Genomic DNA, 19,317 nt, shown 5'->3' on the forward strand with positions numbered 1-19,317 from the left:
CAATAGGCCAGCTATTGACGCGTAAATTAGCCTTGTTTTCATTGAAAATCTCTGGCTAGAGAAAAGAATTTGGTTATCACTATAATTTAATATTTTAGTGGCTCTCTTAATCAGAGTTCAGGTTGAATAAGTATAGGAAGTAATATGAGTGATGAAAAAGAAGTTAATACGCTAAATAAATTGGTACATGATGCGAGAGCTCCACTGAATAGAATTTCTATGAATGCAGAGCTCATTAAACTGGTATTAGAAAACGATATGCCAAAAGATAAAGCGTTAGCAGCACTCGATAAAATAATTTCAAACTGTCAGCAATGTAGCGAAAGCTTGCAAAACATTACTGATTTTAATAATAAGTAGTCATTTAAAATTAGGTATTTACACATAATGAGTAAGCAAAAGCAGCAGGGTAAAACGAATATAACGTGGGCCGCTTTTATCGCAATAGTACTGTGTATTGTTGTTGGCAATGCAGTTTTGGCATTAAGTACTATTCAGGGATTAACGCAAACCCAAAAAAGCTTGGATAACACCAGCTTATTAGCCGATGGTATTGACCGTCTTCACTTATCAATTGTGCAGGCAGAGTCTGGCCAGCGCGGCTACTTACTCACCGAAGAAGAAGACTACTTAATGCCTTATTACGATGCGATAGGGCAAATAGAATCGCAAATGGAGCATGTAAAGTCTCTACACTCTGAAATTGAGGGCCAAGCTGAGCGAATTGCTGAGCTATTAGTGTTAACAGAAGCTAAAATTAAAGAGCTTAAACAAACGGTTAAGCTGGCTACGAATGACAAAGAGCGCCGTGCGTTATATGTATTAAATACGCACAGAGGGCGAGAGCTATACAAAGATATTCGCGTTAAAGTTAATGATATTCAAGACCGAGAATTACTGTTTAAGGTGAGCCATTTTTCTAAGCTGGCACAAATAAAAAATGAAGCAAAAATCACCTTTGCTATTACAGCGGTTACTAGTGCGCTTTTAATAATAGGTATGTTTTTATTAACCCGGCTAAACTTAAGAAACGCGGCTAAATACCGTGAGGAGCTTGAAATACAAAACGAAACACTTGCAACTAAAGTGTCTGAGCGTACCCAAGAGCTGACCTTATATTCAGATGAGCTTAGCCGCTCAAACCGTGAGCTTGAAGAGTTTGCGTTTGTTGCCAGCCATGATTTACAAGAACCACTTCGAAAAATTCAAGCATTTAGTGACCGCCTAGAAACCATGTTTAAAGATGAACTGGGCGAAAAAGGCATAGATTATATAGGCCGTATGAAAAATGCAGCGCAACGTATGTCTAACCTTATTAACGACTTGCTAGAATTTTCGCGGGTAACAACGCGAGGTAAAGACTTTGATGACACTGACTTAAAAGGCGTAGTTAACGACATTTTAAGTGATTTAGAAGTTGCCATTAAAGAAAGCAATGCGCAAGTAGAGGTGGGCGAACTACCGGTTATACAAGCCGATAAAAGCCAAATGCAGCAGTTGTTTTTAAACTTACTGTCTAATGCTGTTAAGTTTAGAAAACCAGGTATTGAGCCACACATAAGCGTAATGTACGAGCACAAAGACGAGTTTAGTGAAGAGCACAACGAGAAAGTGGGTTGGCAAATTATTACCATAAAAGATAATGGTATTGGTTTCTCACAAGAGTATGCTGATAAAATATTTGTACCATTTCAGCGCCTGCATGGGCGTTCGGAATATAAAGGCACAGGGATTGGGCTTTCAGTTTGTAGGCGTATAGTTGAGCGGCATGGTGGGATAATTACCGCTCATAGTAAAGACGGTGAAGGGGCAACCTTCATAATAAAATTACCTGTGGAAACAACGCTTTTCACACTTCAAGGAGAGGCTTAGATGCCGTATTCAAAAGTGAAACCTATTACAATATTAATGGCAGATGATGACGAGGATGATCGCCTACTCACGCAAGATGCGCTAGCCGAAAGCCGTGTATTAAACGAGCTGCATTTTGTGGAAGATGGGGTTGAATTATTAGAGTACTTAGAGCGCAAAGGTAAGTTTGAAGATAAAAATTCATCGCCACGCCCAGGGTTGATTTTGCTTGATTTAAATATGCCACGTATGGATGGCCGTGAAGCACTTGAGGCCATTAAGGCAAACCCAAACCTTAAAGGCATACCGGTTGTTATTTTAACCACCTCTAAGCAAGAAGAAGACATGGTTAAAGGTTATAACTTAGGAGCGGCCTCTTATATTACTAAACCGGTAACATTTGATGGCTTGGTTGATTTAATGAAAACCCTAGGAAAATACTGGGTAGAATTTGTAGAGCTGCCGACAACGTTTAACGACTAAATAAGTAGCAACATTAAGCCCCTAATTAGGGGCTTATTAAATGCAATTAAAAGGAGGTAGTATGTTAGATAAAGTGACTCGCTTACTTTTAGTAGAAGACGATGAAGATGATTACATTCTCACTTGCGACTACTTAGATCAGTTAGATTCACATACATTTGACATAGAATGGATAAGCTCTCCTGAGCAAGCAATAAGCATTTTAAGTAAAAACGATCACGATATTTGTTTGCTTGATTATCGATTAGGCGCCTCAAATGGGCTAAGTGTATTAAAAAAGGCCATTGCTAATGGATTTAGCGGGCCAATTATTATGCTTACGGGGCAATCTAATGATGAATTAGACTCTGCAGCACTTGATGCCGGCGCGGTAGATTACCTTATAAAAACAGAAATGAGTTCGAGCCGGTTTGCTCGCGCTATACGTTATGCTTTAGCGCGTAAAGATGTTGAAGGCGAGCGAGTAGAGCGTTTAAAAGCCGAGGCAGAGAACCGCTCAAAAGACAGATTTTTAGCCCACTTAAGCCACGAATTACGTACCCCGCTTTCATCTATATTAGGTTATACAGAGTTACTGCTACAAAGCGACTTTAGCAAACAGGCCGAAAACGAATTAGGGGTTATTTACCGAAACGGTAAGCACTTGCTGAGCTTGTTAAACGACGTGCTCGATTTATCTAAAATTGCTGCCGACAAATTAGAGCTCACCTTAAGTGAAGTAAACTTAGATAGCATGCTGGCTGATGTTTACACCTTAATGCGTGTATCTGTGCTTGATAAAGGTTTAAAGCTTCGCTTTGAGTCTCTACAGCCTTTACCTCTTATTGTTAGAGTAGATGCCACCCGCGTACGCCAAATACTCATTAACTTAATCAATAATGCGGTTAAATTTACCGAAAAGGGCGAAATAGTGGTTAGTGCCTGGACCGAGTGGGTTGAAGGCCAAGAAATGCTATTTTTTAGTATTAAAGACTCAGGCATGGGGATTGCCCCTGAAAAACAAGCATTAATTTTTAAACCCTTTGAGCAAATAGCCGATGTAGAATCGCGCTCTGTTGGCGGAGCAGGCTTAGGCCTTGCTATTTGTGCCGAGCTATTAACGCGTATGCACGGCAGTATTGATTTAACCTCTAGAATGGGGGAAGGCTCTACCTTTACTATTTCGGTGTACCCAGGTGATATAAGCGAAGTAGAACGCCAAGTATTAAACTTTAGTAGTGGCTCGCAATTACAGACAAAATCAGCGCCATGCAAAGTGACTGGCCGCGTATTAGTGGTTGATGATTTACGCGATTTACGCATGTTAGTTGGTCATATGATTAGCACATGTGGTGCGCGCGTAGACTACGCCGAGCATGGCCAGCAAGCGCTTGAAAAAGTAAGAATTGCACAAGCGTATCGCTCGCCTTATGATATTATTTTTATTGATATACATATGCCTGTAATGGGTGGTAAAGAAGCCACAATAGAGCTTAGAAAAATGGGCTACACAGGCCCAATTATTGCGCTTACTGCCGCCACTATGAAAGGCATACATGAAGAGCTGGCAGCCCTTGGCTTTAACGATGTAATACCAAAGCCCGTTGATAGCTCTTCTTTGTATCAATGCTTACAAGATTACTTAGTATCGCCAGAGCATGCGCCTCAAGCTAAAAACATTCACAGCGACAAAGCTGTAATAGAGAAAAAGCAGCGCTTTTTATTGGTTGAGGACGACCAAGATGCAGCGCAAATTACGCAGTTGTTGCTAGAAAGTTTAGGGGTAGAAACCGTTATTACCTCAACGTGTGCACAGTGTTTACAAACCCTCAATCATGACCAACAATTTAATAAGGTTTTGCTAGATATGCACTTACCTGACGGGCGTGGTGTCGATTTAGGTAAGCAAATTAACGAACGTTACCCTGACTTAAGCTTGGTGATTGTTAGTGGTGCAGAGCCCGATCCTAAGCAGATCAAAGATTTAAATATTAATCATGTACTTTTGAAACCGATTAATCTGAGCTTATTAGAAACCTTGATCAGCTCGTAATTTAGAAGTTATTTTATGCAGTCGATAAAACTAGAAAGTGAGTTATTAACGCCCTCTAAAGTAGTATGCGTTGGGCGTAATTACACCGCGCATATTGCTGAGCTTAATAATGAGCTACCAGATCAAATGGTATTGTTTAATAAACCGAACAGTGCGCTTTCGTCTACCTTATTTGCTACGCACAATAACGACACACTGCACTATGAAGCCGAGCTGTGTTTTGTTATTAAAAATAATGAGTTGGCAGGCGTAGGTTTAGGGTTGGATTTAACTAAACGTACCGTGCAAAGTAAGCTTAAAAATAAAGGGTTACCGTGGGAGCGCGCCAAGGCGTTTAACGGCTCGGTATTATTAACGCCCTTTGTCGCTATAGCGGATGCTGAGCAGGCGTTTACGTTTGAGCTTAAAATTAACGATAACGTTATTCAACAAGGCGATACGCAATTTATGATACACAAGCCTAAAGATATTTTAAGTGAAATTAATGAGTTTATGCACTTAGAAAATGGCGATGTAATAATGACAGGAACGCCTGCAGGCGTAGGGGAAGTGCCTGCAAACAGCGTATTTACAGTAAGCTTGTATGCTAATTCGACCTGCTTGTTATCGCAAAGTTGGCAGGCACAATAGGATTAAGTATTTGCTGTTGGTAATGCTTAGTAAACTGCGGAAAACTTTGCTCTAACCAAAAGCGCTGACTATTTATATAAGCAGGCGATTGCAATACCTGCTTATGTAGCGCTTTATTTATTTTATTAAGCGCCTTGGTAGCAAAATCATTCGGTGCTCTTACTGCACACCCTATAGCCCCTAAAACAAACTTTCTAGGGTCTTCTTCAATTGGTAAACTGACTATATTTTTAAACTTACTGTGGTTGACAAAATAATCCCTCATAAACGGGTAGTCTATTGTGTAATCTAAAAAGCCGCGACTTAAGCGAGCAATAACAGCTTGGCTTTCATTCTCGCTGCTCCAGCTTAGCGATGCTTTATGATACACCGTGGTGTTTTCGATTATTTTATTAATTTTTGAAGTAAACTTGCGCGCCGCGGCTTGACCATACACATATTGCTCGTCTGACAATAAATGAATAAGTTTAATAGGGCTGCCATACTTAGCGTGTATTTCTGGAGCAAGTTTTTGAGTGGTTAAAACCGAAAAAGGCGGGTAAACCGTGGTGGGGGTAGAAAACTGTAACACCCCATTGGCCGTTTTTTTATGAATAACACACGGAAAGCATACATTATCGCCTTCATTTAAGTGCTTATTAATTCGCTCTTGCGGCACGATTAGTCGTGTATGTTTTACATCATCAATGCTGTTAATTAGTTGCTCGGTGAGGTTGTCGCAAATACCACCTTGCGGCGCATGCGAATCTTTATCCATATGAAAGGGGGGCGTGTAACTTTGTAGCCATACAATTTCTTTAATTGGGTGAGTATTGTCAGCGTACCCGTAACGCATTAAACCACCTAGGACACCAAAGAATAAAATTACATTTCTAAGCATAACTCACTAAAAATAATCCATTTAAGTTAACTTTAGTATAGTTTTACTTTGTATATGTTCAAATGTAAGAGAGAAAAAGGCAGTAAAAAAACTGCCTATTATTTTGGTTTAATATGGCTGCGGGTAATCTTTAAAAATAGTGCCAATTTCAGTTAGAGTGTCGTCGCTTAAAGTTATGCTAAAAGCGTCAATGTCTTCTTTTAATTGGGCCATGCTGGTCGCACCAATAATTGACGAGGTAACGCCATCGACTTGATTACACCAAGCAAGAGCCAATTGGGCTGGGGTTATGCCGCTTGCATGTGCAAGCTCTACATAACGCTGCGTGGCTTTTTGCGCGTTAGGGGTATCTCTAAAAATGCCATTGCGCTGCATAAATGTCCAACGCGAGCCCGCTGGGCGTGCGCCGTTTAGGTATTTACCCGTTAGCAGGCCAGCAGCAAGCGGCGACCAAGGTAAATAAGCAATGTCTTCATGGATACACTGCTCAATTAAATAAGGCCAATCTTTAGCGTGCGCTAGGCTAAATTCGTTTTGAATAGACACCATACGCGGTAAGTTATGCACTTTTGCTAAATTTAAAAATTGGCTAATGCCCCATGGGGTGTCATCTGAAAGGCCACAATATTTTATTTTTCCGGCTTTAACACACTCATTAAGGCCCTCTAAAATATCAAGCATACCCGCTTGTTGTTGCTCAGTATCTACGTCACTAAAAGTGAGTTTACCTGGCCACTGCCTGCCAAAATGTGGGGTAGAGCGATTAGGCCAATGCAATTGGTATAAATCTATGTAGTCGGTTTGTAGGCGTTTAAGCGAGTTATCTACGGCCTCAATGACAGCGCTGCGTGTTATATCGCCGCCATCTCGTACCCACGACAAGCCATTGCCTGCAATTTTACTCGCCAATACAATATCACTGCGCTTTTGCGCATTGCGACTTAGCCAGTTACCTATAATTTGCTCTGTTTTACCGTAGGTCTCTGGTGAAGGAGGAACGGCATACATTTCGGCAGTATCTATAAAATTAACGCCTTGTGCCAAGGCATAAGCTATTTGCTCATCGGCGTCTTGTTGGGTATTTTGTTTACCCCAAGTCATGCTGCCTAAGCATACTCTAGAAACATCAACACCGCTGCTGCCTAACGGACTGTATTGCATTTAAAATCCTTAAATTATGTAAGATCTTGAGAGTGGATAATTAATATCAATTCGCAATAAAACCTAATTAAGCGAATTGGTGTAGCGCCGATAGTAATGGCTCTGAAATCGCCGCTTTTTGTCCTGTTTTAAAGTCAAACATAACAACTTGAGAATAGCCTGTGGTAGTAATAGCTTGCTGAGCATGGCTAAATACAGAGTAATTCATCATAAAACGGTCGCTTTTTATATCTGAAATAGTAATACCTACGGTTAAGGTATCTGGGAAGGTCACTGGACGTTTATAGCGAATATTGTTTTCACTAATGACCGGGCCTATTCCACCTGGTTTTATCGTATCAAACTGATTTATTTTATTTAGAAAATCGATACGCGCAATTTCAAAATAACGCAAGTACACCACGTTGTTAACATGTTGTAGGGCGTCCATATCGGCCCATGCTACGGTGATATCGGTATGAATAGGGTGCTGATCTTTGAACCTTTGCATGTATGTGTACTCTTAGTTTTAAATGAATGAGGTTATCAATATGGTGTTTGTAGCTCAAGACAATAAATGCCATGTTTTTTTATAAGATGATTGTACCTATTTATTTTTAGGACTACAGTTAAATAACACAGACAACACACACGAGAACACACATGCAAAATATAATTAATTGGGCTTTAGCCAGTTTAGTTTTTATAGCGTCTTTTGCTTGCTATGCAATGGGTAATGCCTCCGGCGGCATAATGCTTTTAGCTGCGGGGTTTTTATTGGAGTTTGTTTTTTGGCTACATTGCTTTAAAAAATCAAAGCGCTTTAAGCAGCCGTTTTAAAAAAGCGGTTTAAAGCTTGCGCGGTTTAACGCGCGACACCTAGTAGCGCTTTAACTTTAGCAAGCTAAACAGGCTTTAATGGACTTGCTTAATGAAAGTGAATCCTTAATAATGGCTGTATAAATAAACAGTTGTTATGTGGTAATGAAAAAGTTTATTCATATCGACATGGACTGCTTTTATGCAGCGGTTGAAATGCGCGATAACCCCAAACTTGCCAGTGTGCCTTTAGCGATTGGTGGCAATAGCCGTCGTGGTGTGCTCTCTACAGCAAATTATATAGCGCGCGAATATGGTGTTCGCTCGGCTATGTCTAATTACCACGCTAAGCAATTATGCCCCGATTTAGTTATTGTGCCTGGGCGCATGGCGGTTTATAAAGAAATTTCTAACCAAATACGCGCTGTATTTAAACGCTACACCGACCAAATAGAGCCGCTGTCGCTTGATGAAGCTTACCTAGATGTAACTAACAGCACCGCATGCAAAGGCAGCGCAACGCTTATTGCTCAGCAAATTAGAGCAGATATTTATAACGATACCGGCCTTACTGCCTCTGCCGGAGTTGCCCCCATTAAGTTTATTGCCAAAATAGCCAGTGACGAAAATAAACCCAATGGCCAATTTGTGGTTTTGCCGGATGAAGTTGATGCGTTTTTAAATAATTTACCGCTGGGTAAAATCCCTGGTGTGGGCAAAGTAACCCTCGAAAAGCTTAATTTAAAGGGGTTATACACAGGTAAAGACGTTCGCGAGAAAGGCGTTAATTGGATGCAGCAGCATGTGGGGAATTTTGGTGTATCGCTTTATCAAAAATGTGCTGGCGAATATATTGGTAAAGTAACCACTGAGCGAGTGCGTAAATCCCTTAGTGTTGAACACACCTATGAATACAATAAAAATAGCTTACAAGAATGTTTAGATCAGTTACCTAAATTACTGGAAGAGCTAACAGCGCGCCTTAATAAGCAACAGCTACAAAATCGTATTAATAAGCTAAGTGTAAAAGTGAAGTTTGCAAACTTTGTTGTTACCTCAGCGGATCAAGCTCATCATCAATTAAATACTGCTATTTTTACTGAATTACTCTCTAAGGCGTATCAACGCGGGATGCAGCAACCAGTGCGTTTATTAGGTATTGGAGTGGGTGTTAAAAATGAACCTAATTTAAATCTGCAACTGAGTATTCTTGATTAACTACATGCTTTTTGCAATTTAGAGTACTTTAGCAAAGTAATTTAAACATAGAGTAAGCAGGGGCTACCATTACTAAAAACTATATAGTGGTTGTTAATTTCTTCTTAAAATATGGAGTCACATTAGTTAGCTGTAAAACCAAGTTGCCAGATTAAAATGAGCTGATCGCAGTTGGCTGGTTTTGTGTTTTTATATCAACGATAATAGCCCCTTATGTTTTCTAACAGGAGTTTTACTTATGGCATATCCTCAAGCGATAGCTGCACAATCACTTAGTGCAAGCTTTGACTCATTTTCTCACGATGCACTTATTATAATTAGTGATGACTTTTCTCAATTAGCCAATAACTCATTAAGTGATGCTATCGAATCACACGCTAAAGTAGATTCTCGTATTGGTAAACAAGTTACGTTTTTAGTGGTTGATAATGTACGCGTTGTTTTAGCACCTACGGGGCCGCTTAACCGCGATTACGATGATGTAAGACGCTATTTTGATGCCGCTAAGCTAGCGATTAACGAAGCAAAAGCCGCGGGTAGTGTAAACCCTGCTATTTACTTACCAAAATTACATACAGATGCGCGTTACCAGCATGCATTAGAAGTGGCGTATTTAGGCGCATGCCAAGCCTTATGGCAACCTTTAGAGGCGCGCGAATACCACGGCGAAAGCATTGAGCCTATTACGCAAATAGGTTTAATAGATGCAAATGAGCAAACAGTTAAAGCTGTAAATGCAATTGCAGCAGGGCAATATGCAGCACGTGACTTATGCGGTACTGAGCCTGAACGTATGGCGCCACCACGTTTTGCCGATTACTGTGTTGAGCTTTTTAAAGGCTCTAAAGTAGCGGTTGATGTGATTGACGATATTAACACGATAGATAAAAACTACCCTATGCTTAGCACCGTTGCTCGCGCATCTTATGCGGTTGAGCGCCACCACCCACGTGTTGTAAAGCTAGAATACGTGCCAGAAGGTGAAGTAACGCGCACGCTAATGTTTGTTGGTAAAGGCTTAGTTTACGATACCGGCGGCGCCGATTTAAAAGTAGGCGGTTACATGGCAGGTATGAGCCGCGATAAAGGCGGGGCTGCATCCGTTGCGGGCTTTATGAAAGCCGTGGCAGATTACCAACCTAAAGGCGTTAAAGTTATTTCTTACCTAGCTGTGGTTCGTAATTCAATTGGCTCTGATTGTTTTGTACCAGATGAAATTATCACTAGCCGTGAAGGCGTACGTGTACGCATTGGTAACACCGATGCAGAAGGGCGTTTAGCTATGGGTGACCTACTTAGCGAAATGAAAGATGTAGCTAAAGGCGAAGTTAATCCAACACTGTTCACCGTAGCAACCCTTACAGGCCATGCGGCACGTGCTATGGGCCCTTACGGAGCGTATGTTGAAAACGGACCTGCACGTAGCGCTAATACCTCTCGTCAAATAGCGGATTGTGGTGATTTATGGGCAGATGCAGCTGAGGTTTCTCGCTCTCGCCGTGAAGATTACGACTTTATCAAACCGCGTACTCTCGCTGATGATGTTTTATCAAGCAATAATGCGGCCTCTGCTGTTACAGCCCGTGGGCATCAATTCCCTATGGCGTTTTTAGCCGTTGTTGGTGGGCTTGATAAACACGGTAACGACTCTGAGCAGCCGCTTCCTTATGTACATATGGACATTGCTGGTAGTGGTGTTGAAGGCGGTGATTGGCAGCACGGTAAGCCAACCGCAGCATCAGTAACCAGCTTATTTGCACGCTACTGTTTGTAAGTTAAAAACGCTTATGTAATAAAAAGCCCTGTTAATTCAGGGCTTTTTTTAATTATTTTAATTTAAAGCGATTAACCACGCTCGAAAGCCCTTGGCTACTTTGTTTAAGGTTATCGCTGGCATCGGTAAGTTGCTTTGTATTATTTAGTGATTGCTCGGTTGATTGAGATAGCTCGTTAATACGTAAATTAACCTCGTCAGCAGCTTGTGTTTGCTGCTCGGTGGCACGTGCTATTTGGCTGTTCATGTCGGTAATTATAGATACCAGCCTTTCTATTTCATTGAGCGATGTATCGGCAGATGAAACCTGCTCTACCGTCGTCACCGACAGTGCTTGGCTTGATTTTACCGCCTCTACAGCCGCTTTAGCGCCTTCTTGTAATTTAGTGATCATGGCTTGAATTTCATCTGTGCTTTGCCCGGTTCTGCTGGCTAATGTGCGCACTTCATCGGCAACAACTGCAAACCCTCTGCCGTGCTCGCCTGCACGAGCCGCTTCTATAGCAGCGTTGAGTGCAAGTAAGTTTGTTTGCTCCGATATACTTCTGATCACATCAAGCACAGAGCCTATATTGTTACTTTCGTTTGCTAAATCTTCAGTTACTTGGCTCACTGTCTCTATATTACTTGAGAGTGTTTCTATGGCGGTAATGGTATTCGCTACCACGTTTTTACCGGTTGAGGCATTGTGCGCTGCATCATTGGCTGCTTGTTCAGCGGCTTCGGCATTGCGACTCACATCATGAATTTGGTGCGTCATTTGCTCCATGGCGGCGGCTACTTGTGTGGAACTGTCGTTTTGTAGTTCAATGAAGGAGTGGCTTGTTTTACTTGACTCATCCACCGTATGAGCGTGTTTGCTTACATCATCAGCACTGTGCGATACATGTACTAACGACTCGCGCATTTTTAAAACAAATAAATTAAAAGAGCGTGACAGCTCTGATATTTCATCATTGCCCGATTCGCTTAGCGTACGTGTTAAGTCACCTTCACCTTGCGATATGTTTTTCATCATATCTGCGGCAAGACGAGTAGGCGTGAGTATACTTTTACCAATAAAGTAACTTAATAAAATGACAGCAATAATCATAACTAGGGCGCTAATTATGATGAGGTTACGCTGCTCGCTAAATGCTTCATCTATTGAATCTAGGTATACGCCTGAGCCAATAATCCATTGCCACGGGCTAAAACCTTTTACAAATGCGACTTTATCTACCGGCTGATCTTTTCCTGGTTTTGGCCATTTATAAGGTATAAAACCTTCTTTTTGTTGTTTTACAATGTTCACCATTTCTACAAAAAGTGCTTTGCCGTCGGGGTCTTTATTATTACTTAAGTCTTTACCGTTAAGCGCAGGCTTTATTGGGTGCATTACCATTTTGGGCTGGTAGTTGTTTACCCAAAAGTAATTTGTTTTGTCATAGCGCAGCGCTTTTATAGCGGCCAGTGCTTGTGATTGAGCCTGCGCTTGTGTGAGTGTATTGTTTTGTTCAAGCTGGTGGTAATGCTCAATAACACTGTATGCCGTTTCTACTACATTTTGGGTTTTTAGATATTGCTCGTTTTTGAGTGAGCTATATTGATGAGTTAGGCTAGATATACTAAGTACTATTAGGCCAAATACAACAATGGCTATTAACAGTAAAAAACGTTGAAAAATACTGAAACTACGTAGGTTAAGCATTAATTTGTCCTCAATTAGTGTACGCCTTAGCGCATAGAATAAGCGTAGCTAAAAAAAGCGTTTAATCTAGGCTCACTAACTTATTAAGACAAAAAAAAGGCTGATTTTTCAATCAGCCTTTAGTCTATTTAGTCGTCATCTGATTATTTAACATCAAAATGTCGATTAAAGAAGTTTGTAATGGTTTGGTGTAAATGTGTTTGCACCTGTTTACCGCGTAAGCTGTGTTTTGAGCCTGGGTAGGTCATCATTTCAAACTGTTTTTCGTTATCTTGTAGTTGTTTAAATAATTTAGTGGCGTGGGTAAATAACACGTTGTCATCGGCCATGCCATGGTAAATCATTAACGGGCCTTTTAAGCCATCAGCGTATGGGAATACGGCGCTGTCTTCGTAGCCTTTGGCATTGGTTTTTGGATGACCAAGGTAGCGCTCAGTGTAATGGGTGTCGTAAAGTGCCCAGTCGGTAACTGGTGCACCCGATACACCGGCTTGAAAGTAATCGCCCGCTTTAAACATGGTCATTAGGGCCATGTATCCGCCATAACTGTGGCCATAAATACCAATGCGTTGTGGGTCTACGTAATCAAGCGTGCGTAAAAACTCAACGCCTTTAATTTGATCAGCTACTTCTACAACACCTAAGTGTTTGTAAATAGCGTCTTCAAACTTTTTACCACGGTTGTATGAGCCTCGGTTATCGAGCTGAAAAATAACATAGCCTTGTTGCGCCATGTATTGAAAGTACAAGTTTTTGCTGCGCCAGCTATTTGTTACGCGTTGTGCATGCGGGCCGCCGTATACATTAACAATTACTGGGTGCTTTTTACCGTCTGCAATATTACTTGGTTTAAACAAGCGGTAATGCATTACTTGGCCATCTTCAGCTTTAATTGTGCCGTACTCTGGAGTTGCTAAATCACTTAAATAAGGTGTTAATGGGTGGCTATCATCAAGCTTATTTTGTTCAAGCCATGTGATAAATTCGCCATTTACTTTACGTAGTGCCGCCGAGTTAGGCTTGTTTACCGATGAGCTATTATCAATAAACGTTTTGCTGTCTTTAGCCATTACCACTTTGTGGTATTGGCCTTGTTCGGTGATGCGCTTAATATTGCCTTTTTTAAACAGTGGTGCGCTGTATAAATGGCTTTCAAGCGGGGTGTCTTTACGTCCTGCAAAATACACTATGCCTTTTTTCTCATCTACGCCTTTTAAGCTATCAACAACCCAGTCTCCTGAGGTGATTTGTCGAATTAGCTGGCCGTTAGTGCGGTACAAATAAAGGTGTTTAAAACCATCGCGCTCAGAAGCCCATACAAAATGCTTTTTGTCTTTTAAGAAATGCAGATCAAAGTTTAAATTGATCCACGTATCGCTGTTTTCTGTTAACGCTACTTTTTGCGTTTTAGTATCGCTATTGTAAAAGCGTAGTTCTAACTTATGTTGTGAGCGATTTTGCCATTGATACGAAAGGGTAGTGCTGTCTTTTAGCCATTTAGCACGTGCAATGTAAATGTCTTTATCGTCGCCTAAATCAACCCAGTCAACGTTTTGATTATTTAAAGACACAACGCCAAGTTGAATCTCAACGTTGTCGGTGCCTGTAAAGGGGTAACGTTGATTAAATAGCTTTACTTCGTCTGCATAAATTTCGTTACGGATGGCTTCTTTTACTGGGGTTTCATCTACGCGAGTGAATGCAATTTTAGATTCATCGCCAGCCCACCAGTAGCCAGTCATCCGGCTCATTTCTTCTTGTGCTACAAATTCGGCCATGCCGTTTTTAATAACGCCACCGCCATCTTTGCTCAGTTGTATTTCTTTACCTGAATCAAGTGCTAAAGCGTAAAGGTTTTGCTCGCGAATAAACGATACATAGTTACCTTTAGGAGAAAAACGGGCATCGGTTTCAAACGCTTCTGTATTGGTAAGTTTTTTACTTTTACCAGATGCAAGCTCGTAATAATACAGGTCACCATTGAGTGGGAATAACAGGGCTTTGCCATCTTTAGACCATTTATACTCTAAAATACCTTTACCAAAAATACGTTGGCGTTCGCGGCGTGCTTTTTCCTCATCAGAGAGGTTTTCTGGGCCTGAAAATAGCTTTGCAGAATCAACCAGTATTCTGTTGGTGTTATCTTTTAAGTTGTATTCCCATAAATCATAACGGTTGTAGTCATCGGTTTTACCTTGCAGGTAAGTTACGCGGCTACCGTCTGGTGAAAACTTAAGTTGTACGGGAGCTTTACCCGACAAGCTCGGATCATCAAAAATACGCTCTAGCGATAATGGTTTTGCTTGTACGCTTAGTGCGCCAACAGCTAGCGGTAGTGCGAGGGTTAAGTGTTTTATTTTTTTTAGCACAAGGTTGCCTTAGCTTATTATAAATATTGTATTAAATGGTAAAGCTAAGCGTGTGCAACTGCAAATAAATGCTATAAAGTGGCCATTATTAAAGACTAACTAGGATGTGACGATGACGAACCACACTTTTGAACTCGCCCCAGAGCTTAAGCGCGATTGTATAGAACTGGCAGATTGGCCTTTATGTAAGGTGCTATTACTTAACGACAGCCAATACCCTTGGTTTGTATTGGTGCCCAGAAAACCTAATTTAAAAGAGATCATCGATTTATCTGATGCCGATCAAATTGTATATTTAAAAGAGTCGGCCAAACTCAGCAAGCTTATTATGCAAGTGTTTAGCCCTGATAAATTAAACGTGGCCGCTTTGGGTAATATGGTGCCGCAATTACATATTCATCATATTGCACGTTTTACAACTGATGCTGCGTGGCCTGCACCTGTGTGGGGTAAGTTTCCTGCAAAACCATACACAGATGAGCAAATAATAGCGCTAAAAAAAGCGCTGCAGTTATAAACTACAGCGCTTTATTAAAGTATTACAAAGTATTACGTGTTGGGTTAGTTAAGGCCTAACACGTCTTTACCTTGTTTAAAGGTTACATCAACCGGAATATTTGCTTGGCTTAGTTTTTCTAAGTCTTTAGCCAGCTCTTCTTTAATTCCGCCATGAGTGGCAATTAGTTGATCTACTTTTTCGTAATCGCCGTCACCTTGTAATGTTAAAATTAAGCGCGACAGCTTAGCCATAGCCACGCCCATTTTTTCCATATTTACACGGTATAAGCCCTCTTCATTTTTAGAAAAAGCGCCTTCTTGTGCAAAAAAGTTAAAGCGGATCATGTTGGCTTTACCATGTGCGCTTGATGCACCAAAACGTACTGAGCGGAAAATACCCGCCATAAAGGTGGTGTAGTAATCTTCTAATGTGCCTTCGGTAATTTCGCCTTTTTTAAGTAACTGCTCAACCATGTATAAACCTAAAATATCGGCTTTACCTTCTTCAAGTGCACTTGCGTGCTCTTGTAATGATTGGCGCACAGTGCCTTTATTTGTAATGGTGTTTTTAATACCTAGGCCATGAGCCACTTCGTGAAACATGGTATTGGCAAAAAAGGCGTTAAAGGTAATATGCTTACGTTGCTCAGGTACAATTAACTGCTCAGCAATTGGCACTAAAATTTTATCAAATTTTGCACGCATTGCGTTTTTAAGCTGCAGGCGACGAGTGCCTTTTTCAAGCTGTACTTGCTCATCGTTTGGTAAGTTAATGGCAATCGTTTTACTGCCCGCATTTGAGTGACCTGCATAGTAAACCACATCGTAAGCATTTAAATCGGCGTCTGAGCCTGGCACTTCTTGCTTATATTTAGCATCTACCGGTAGACCTTTTTGAAGCTCTGGTAAAAAGGCTGCAAATTTAGCTAGGCGCTCGCTCCATTTTAAATCTTTAATTAGTACATACGACTCATAAGCAGAGCGGTAGCCAAAGAGTTGATCTTCGTAGGTTTCAATTGGGCCAATAACCACATCAACGGGGTTATTTTTCATGTCCATCCAGGCAAAATCAGAACCCTGAAAATCATCTTTTTGTAGTGCATCAGCACGTAGGTTTAAGTAATTGGCAAATTCTTTATCATCGGCAAGCTTACTGGCTTCACGTAATAAATCTGCTGCTTTAGCTAACTCCTCAGCGTATTCTTTTGAGTAAGGCACGCTGTAAAGGTTACCTTGCTCATCACGTTTAATTAATGAGTAAAGGCCTTTTTTATCTTCTACGTCGGCGTTATTTAGCTCTTCTTTTGTTATGTCGGCTGGGTAGAATTGTGCGCCAAGGGCTTTTTCTTTGTAGCCTGATAAAAACGGTTCGTCACCATTTAAACGATCCCAAGGGCCGTAGTTAATATCAGCAAATTTACGTACTTTTTCATCACTTAGCTTTGCTAAAAAAGCGTCTTTATTATCGCCAAAAGCCTGCTTCCAAAATAGCTCGTCCATAATTTTAGAGGCATCGATAAGCTTAGCAACCATGGCTTTTTGATTCTCACTTAAATGAGATAGGTCGGCTTCTAGGCTAAAGTCGGTGTAAATTTCTAAACGTTGTTTATCAATATTAATTAAATCTGGGCCAGCTTGCGCGGCACTTTTTTGAGCAAGTTCTACACCTGTGGCTTCGGTCGAAGAGGGGGCTTGCTCTGAGCATGCACTAAGAAAAACGACGCCTGAGAGTAAAATTGCTTGGCTAATTTTGTTTAAGATCATTTGATTGCCTGTTAAAAAAGTAAGTTTAATTATTTGTACGCTTAAATTTAATTGCTAGCGCGTACAAACGTTTCCTTATAGTGACTGCATTAAAGCAAAACTAAATGGTAAATAGCAAGTGTTTGGCGGTGTACCGCGCCTACAGGCGATAATAACAATTAATTTATATAATTTTCTTAACTTTATCGGTAAGTTAGATAATACTCATTGTATTACTCATTTTATCCGAGGTTAGCAGTTGCATTGCGGCCCAGAAACAAAAGGATGACAGTTCTATGTCTACAGAAAATGCACTATTAACGATTTTGGTTGATAGAATCAATAACGACACTTTGGTTTTACCTACGCTACCTGAAGTTGCAATTAAAGTGCGCCAAGCGGCCGATAACCCTGATGTAAACCTAATGCAAATGTCAGACGTGATTGGGCAAGACCCGGCTCTTTCAGCGCGAATGATTAAAGTGGCTAACAGTGCAATTATGGGCCGAGCGGTAAAAGTGTCTAACTTACAGCAAGCGGTTACGCGCATTGGTTTACGCCAAATTAAAAATATAGCAACTGCAATGGCAATGGAGCAGCTGTTTGTTTCTAATAATGAGCTAATAAAAGGCTACATGAGTAAAGCGTGGCAAAAAACGCTAAATGTGGCGGGGCACTCAATAACGCTTATGGCGTTTTATTTACAAAATAATAAACGTACATCGTTAAATAGTGACTCTATTACGTTGGCGTCGTTGGTATATAACATTGGTGTACTGCCTATTTTAACCGAAGCTGAGCGCCACCCAGAGGTGTTTGCTAACCCAAGCTTTTTAGCGCATGCAATTCAAAAGCTCAGTGGTAAAATTGGTGGTTCAATTATGGGAGCGTGGGAGTTTCCACCTGAATTTGTAAATGTGGCTAGACATTGGGCCGACCCTACGTATCGCCCTGAAGAGATTGGGTATGTTGATTTTATTCGTATTGGCGCTATTTTAGAGGGGACTTTACAGGTTTCTGATAAATCAGCGGCTTTACAAACCTACATAGATAAAGGCGTTATTCCTTCTATGCAGTTATTTTCAAGTGACGAATACAACGACATGCTTGAAAATGTAAAAGACACATTTAGCTAATTAGTAGTTATAAAGGTAAAAGCAAAAAGCACGACTTAGTCGTGCTTTTTTTGGTTTTAATAGCGCTTATAATTTTAGCGTTTTATAAATCTTCTGCATCACCCAAACCGGCCGTCAGCTCTTCAAGCAGTAGCTTGATTTCTTCTGAGGCTAAAATAAAGTCAGCATCTAATTTAACCGCCATATCTTCTTTAGGAATATCGGCGTTTTCTTCTTTTAAAGTTTCTGAGTAGCTTAAACGCTTGATAGAGCCATCGTTTTGCAGCATAAACTTCAGGCGTTCTTGCCAATCAAGTGCAAGTTTGGTCACGCGTTTACCATTTTCTAGGTGCGATTTAACTTCATCACACGATAAATCATGACCTTTTAGTTTAACCTGCGCGCCACTGTCATCGGCTTCTTCTAGCTCAGCATCAAAACCTATAGCAAAGTTTTCTGGGGTGCTGAAGTTAGTTAACCAATCAGTTAAAAATACATCTAGGTCGTAGTTTGCAAAAGCAGGTACTACCGGTAATGTGCCCAGAGACTTACGCAGCAATGCAAGTAGCTCTTCTGCTTTATTAAAACTGCCGCTGTTTACTACAACCCAGCCGTTTTCTTGGTCAATAAAAGCAAACTGTAGGCTCGATTTTTTAAACGCTTGAGGTAATAAGGTAGTTAAAATGTTTTCTTTTAACTCGTCTTTTTCTTTCTTTTTAACAGGGCGGTTTTCTTCCGCTTCTATTTGATCTACTTTTTCGGCAACCATTTCATTAACAACAGATGCAGGCAGCACTTTTTCTTCACGTTTGGCACACACTAAAATGCTTTTTTGTGAAAAATGCGCCAGCGAGTCACCATGCTTACCAAATGCTTTTGTCCAACCAAATGTAGAAAGGTCTTGAGAGCCACAAGGGCGAAATACATCTTGTTCTAACGCTTTTTCAAACTCTTCTTGAGTGTACGAAACATCTTGCTTAAAGCGATAACAAATCAGGTTACTAAACCACATAAGGTAACTTTTCCATCTTTTAAATTTGCTCAATCATAGCAATAAAATGGGGTTCTCGAAATG

The 19,317-nt window shown here is 40.8% G+C and carries 16 protein-coding genes; 9 read left to right on the forward strand and 7 right to left on the reverse strand.

Translation table 11 applies throughout. The annotated features are described in order from the left end of the window. Window positions 1-144: 144 nt before the first annotated feature. The 5 genes from CWC04_RS00555 to CWC04_RS00575 all read left to right on the forward strand — a co-directional run bounded on the left by CWC04_RS00555 (window position 145) and on the right by CWC04_RS00575 (window position 4,996). Window positions 145-360: a hypothetical protein gene (locus tag CWC04_RS00555; protein ID WP_004588505.1), complete on the forward strand. Its 216-nt coding sequence runs from the start codon at window positions 145-147 to the stop codon at window positions 358-360. A 27-nt stretch (window positions 361-387) separates the two neighbouring features. After that, entirely contained in the window at window positions 388-1,872 is a 1,485-nt protein-coding gene (locus CWC04_RS00560) for a sensor histidine kinase (RefSeq protein ID WP_138684362.1), read from the forward strand. Continuing rightward, window positions 1,873-2,334, forward strand: coding sequence for a response regulator (locus CWC04_RS00565; protein WP_024031669.1), 462 nt, complete (start codon window positions 1,873-1,875; stop codon window positions 2,332-2,334). It begins immediately after the preceding gene. Between the two features lie 61 nt (window positions 2,335-2,395). Beyond that, complete coding sequence (locus CWC04_RS00570) at window positions 2,396-4,366, forward strand: ATP-binding response regulator (RefSeq protein WP_138684377.1); 1,971 nt, start codon at window positions 2,396-2,398, stop codon at window positions 4,364-4,366. A 15-nt stretch (window positions 4,367-4,381) separates the two neighbouring features. Next, a complete protein-coding gene (locus CWC04_RS00575) occupies window positions 4,382-4,996 on the forward strand; it encodes a fumarylacetoacetate hydrolase family protein (protein ID WP_138684363.1) in 615 nt (204 codons plus the stop codon). Here the strand turns inward: CWC04_RS00575 and CWC04_RS00580 are convergent. The 3 genes from CWC04_RS00580 to CWC04_RS00590 all read right to left on the reverse strand — a co-directional run bounded on the left by CWC04_RS00580 (window position 4,953) and on the right by CWC04_RS00590 (window position 7,527). Then, window positions 4,953-5,831, reverse strand: a complete 879-nt coding sequence (locus CWC04_RS00580; RefSeq protein ID WP_138684364.1) for an ABC transporter substrate-binding protein — start codon at window positions 5,829-5,831, stop codon at window positions 4,953-4,955. The genes CWC04_RS00575 and CWC04_RS00580 overlap by 44 nt on opposite strands. 153 nt (window positions 5,832-5,984) lie before the next feature. After that, window positions 5,985-7,037: an aldo/keto reductase gene (locus tag CWC04_RS00585; protein WP_138684365.1), complete on the reverse strand. Its 1,053-nt coding sequence runs from the start codon at window positions 7,035-7,037 to the stop codon at window positions 5,985-5,987. Between the two features lie 67 nt (window positions 7,038-7,104). Next, window positions 7,105-7,527, reverse strand: coding sequence for an acyl-CoA thioesterase (locus tag CWC04_RS00590; RefSeq protein WP_004588512.1), 423 nt, complete (start codon window positions 7,525-7,527; stop codon window positions 7,105-7,107). A 473-nt stretch (window positions 7,528-8,000) separates the two neighbouring features. On the opposite strand from CWC04_RS00590, the gene dinB reads away from it, so the two are divergent. Continuing rightward, on the forward strand, window positions 8,001-9,053 hold the full coding sequence (gene dinB, locus CWC04_RS00595; RefSeq protein ID WP_024031675.1) for a DNA polymerase IV: 1,053 nt from the start codon (window positions 8,001-8,003) through the stop codon (window positions 9,051-9,053). Window positions 9,054-9,291: 238 nt separating this feature from the next. Continuing rightward, on the forward strand, window positions 9,292-10,827 hold the full coding sequence (locus CWC04_RS00600; protein WP_138684366.1) for a M17 family metallopeptidase: 1,536 nt from the start codon (window positions 9,292-9,294) through the stop codon (window positions 10,825-10,827). A gap of 52 nt (window positions 10,828-10,879) precedes the next feature. Here the strand turns inward: CWC04_RS00600 and CWC04_RS00605 are convergent, their stop codons facing one another. Both CWC04_RS00605 and CWC04_RS00610 read right to left on the reverse strand, forming a co-directional pair. Beyond that, the gene (locus CWC04_RS00605) at window positions 10,880-12,517 is read right to left on the reverse strand and encodes a methyl-accepting chemotaxis protein (RefSeq protein ID WP_138684367.1); all 1,638 of its coding nucleotides are present in this window, start codon (window positions 12,515-12,517) and stop codon (window positions 10,880-10,882) included. Window positions 12,518-12,660: 143 nt separating this feature from the next. Continuing rightward, complete coding sequence (locus tag CWC04_RS00610; RefSeq protein WP_004586850.1) at window positions 12,661-14,886, reverse strand: S9 family peptidase; 2,226 nt, start codon at window positions 14,884-14,886, stop codon at window positions 12,661-12,663. A gap of 112 nt (window positions 14,887-14,998) precedes the next feature. Between CWC04_RS00610 and CWC04_RS00615 the strand changes: the two genes are divergently transcribed. Beyond that, window positions 14,999-15,403 (forward strand): HIT domain-containing protein, encoded by a 405-nt coding sequence (locus CWC04_RS00615; protein WP_004586851.1) that lies wholly within the window; start codon window positions 14,999-15,001, stop codon window positions 15,401-15,403. Window positions 15,404-15,447: 44 nt separating this feature from the next. On the opposite strand, the gene CWC04_RS00620 is transcribed toward CWC04_RS00615, so the two are convergent. After that, window positions 15,448-17,148, reverse strand: a complete 1,701-nt coding sequence (locus tag CWC04_RS00620) for a DUF8614 domain-containing protein (protein ID WP_138684368.1) — start codon at window positions 17,146-17,148, stop codon at window positions 15,448-15,450. Between the two features lie 275 nt (window positions 17,149-17,423). Here CWC04_RS00620 and CWC04_RS00625 point away from each other — a divergent pair, with 275 nt between their 5' ends. After that, window positions 17,424-18,263 carry an HDOD domain-containing protein gene (locus CWC04_RS00625; protein WP_096740057.1) on the forward strand — a complete coding sequence of 280 codons (840 nt, stop codon included), beginning with the start codon at window positions 17,424-17,426 and terminating at the stop codon, window positions 18,261-18,263. Window positions 18,264-18,345: 82 nt separating this feature from the next. Here the strand turns inward: CWC04_RS00625 and rdgC are convergent, their stop codons facing one another. Continuing rightward, window positions 18,346-19,254, reverse strand: a complete 909-nt coding sequence (gene rdgC, locus CWC04_RS00630; RefSeq protein ID WP_004586854.1) for a recombination-associated protein RdgC — start codon at window positions 19,252-19,254, stop codon at window positions 18,346-18,348. Window positions 19,255-19,317: the final 63 nt, after the last annotated feature.

Origin of the sequence: Pseudoalteromonas sp. S2893 (genome assembly GCF_005887105.1) — a bacterium.
GTDB lineage: Bacteria > Pseudomonadota > Gammaproteobacteria > Enterobacterales > Alteromonadaceae > Pseudoalteromonas > Pseudoalteromonas atlantica.

Coding starts and splice junctions, on each gene's coding strand:
- CWC04_RS00555 (WP_004588505.1), top strand. CDS start 145: ATGAGTGATGAAAAAGAAGTTAATACGCTAAATAAATTGGTACATGAT.
- CWC04_RS00560 (WP_138684362.1), top strand. CDS start 388: ATGAGTAAGCAAAAGCAGCAGGGTAAAACGAATATAACGTGGGCCGCT.
- CWC04_RS00565 (WP_024031669.1), top strand. CDS start 1,873: ATGCCGTATTCAAAAGTGAAACCTATTACAATATTAATGGCAGATGAT.
- CWC04_RS00570 (WP_138684377.1), top strand. CDS start 2,396: ATGTTAGATAAAGTGACTCGCTTACTTTTAGTAGAAGACGATGAAGAT.
- CWC04_RS00575 (WP_138684363.1), top strand. CDS start 4,382: ATGCAGTCGATAAAACTAGAAAGTGAGTTATTAACGCCCTCTAAAGTA.
- CWC04_RS00580 (WP_138684364.1), bottom strand. CDS start 5,831: ATGCGTTACGGGTACGCTGACAATACTCACCCAATTAAAGAAATTGTA.
- CWC04_RS00585 (WP_138684365.1), bottom strand. CDS start 7,037: ATGCAATACAGTCCGTTAGGCAGCAGCGGTGTTGATGTTTCTAGAGTA.
- CWC04_RS00590 (WP_004588512.1), bottom strand. CDS start 7,527: ATGCAAAGGTTCAAAGATCAGCACCCTATTCATACCGATATCACCGTA.
- dinB (WP_024031675.1), top strand. CDS start 8,001: ATGAAAAAGTTTATTCATATCGACATGGACTGCTTTTATGCAGCGGTT.
- CWC04_RS00600 (WP_138684366.1), top strand. CDS start 9,292: ATGGCATATCCTCAAGCGATAGCTGCACAATCACTTAGTGCAAGCTTT.
- CWC04_RS00605 (WP_138684367.1), bottom strand. CDS start 12,517: ATGCTTAACCTACGTAGTTTCAGTATTTTTCAACGTTTTTTACTGTTA.
- CWC04_RS00615 (WP_004586851.1), top strand. CDS start 14,999: ATGACGAACCACACTTTTGAACTCGCCCCAGAGCTTAAGCGCGATTGT.
- CWC04_RS00620 (WP_138684368.1), bottom strand. CDS start 17,148: ATGATCTTAAACAAAATTAGCCAAGCAATTTTACTCTCAGGCGTCGTT.
- CWC04_RS00625 (WP_096740057.1), top strand. CDS start 17,424: ATGTCTACAGAAAATGCACTATTAACGATTTTGGTTGATAGAATCAAT.
- rdgC (WP_004586854.1), bottom strand. CDS start 19,254: ATGTGGTTTAGTAACCTGATTTGTTATCGCTTTAAGCAAGATGTTTCG.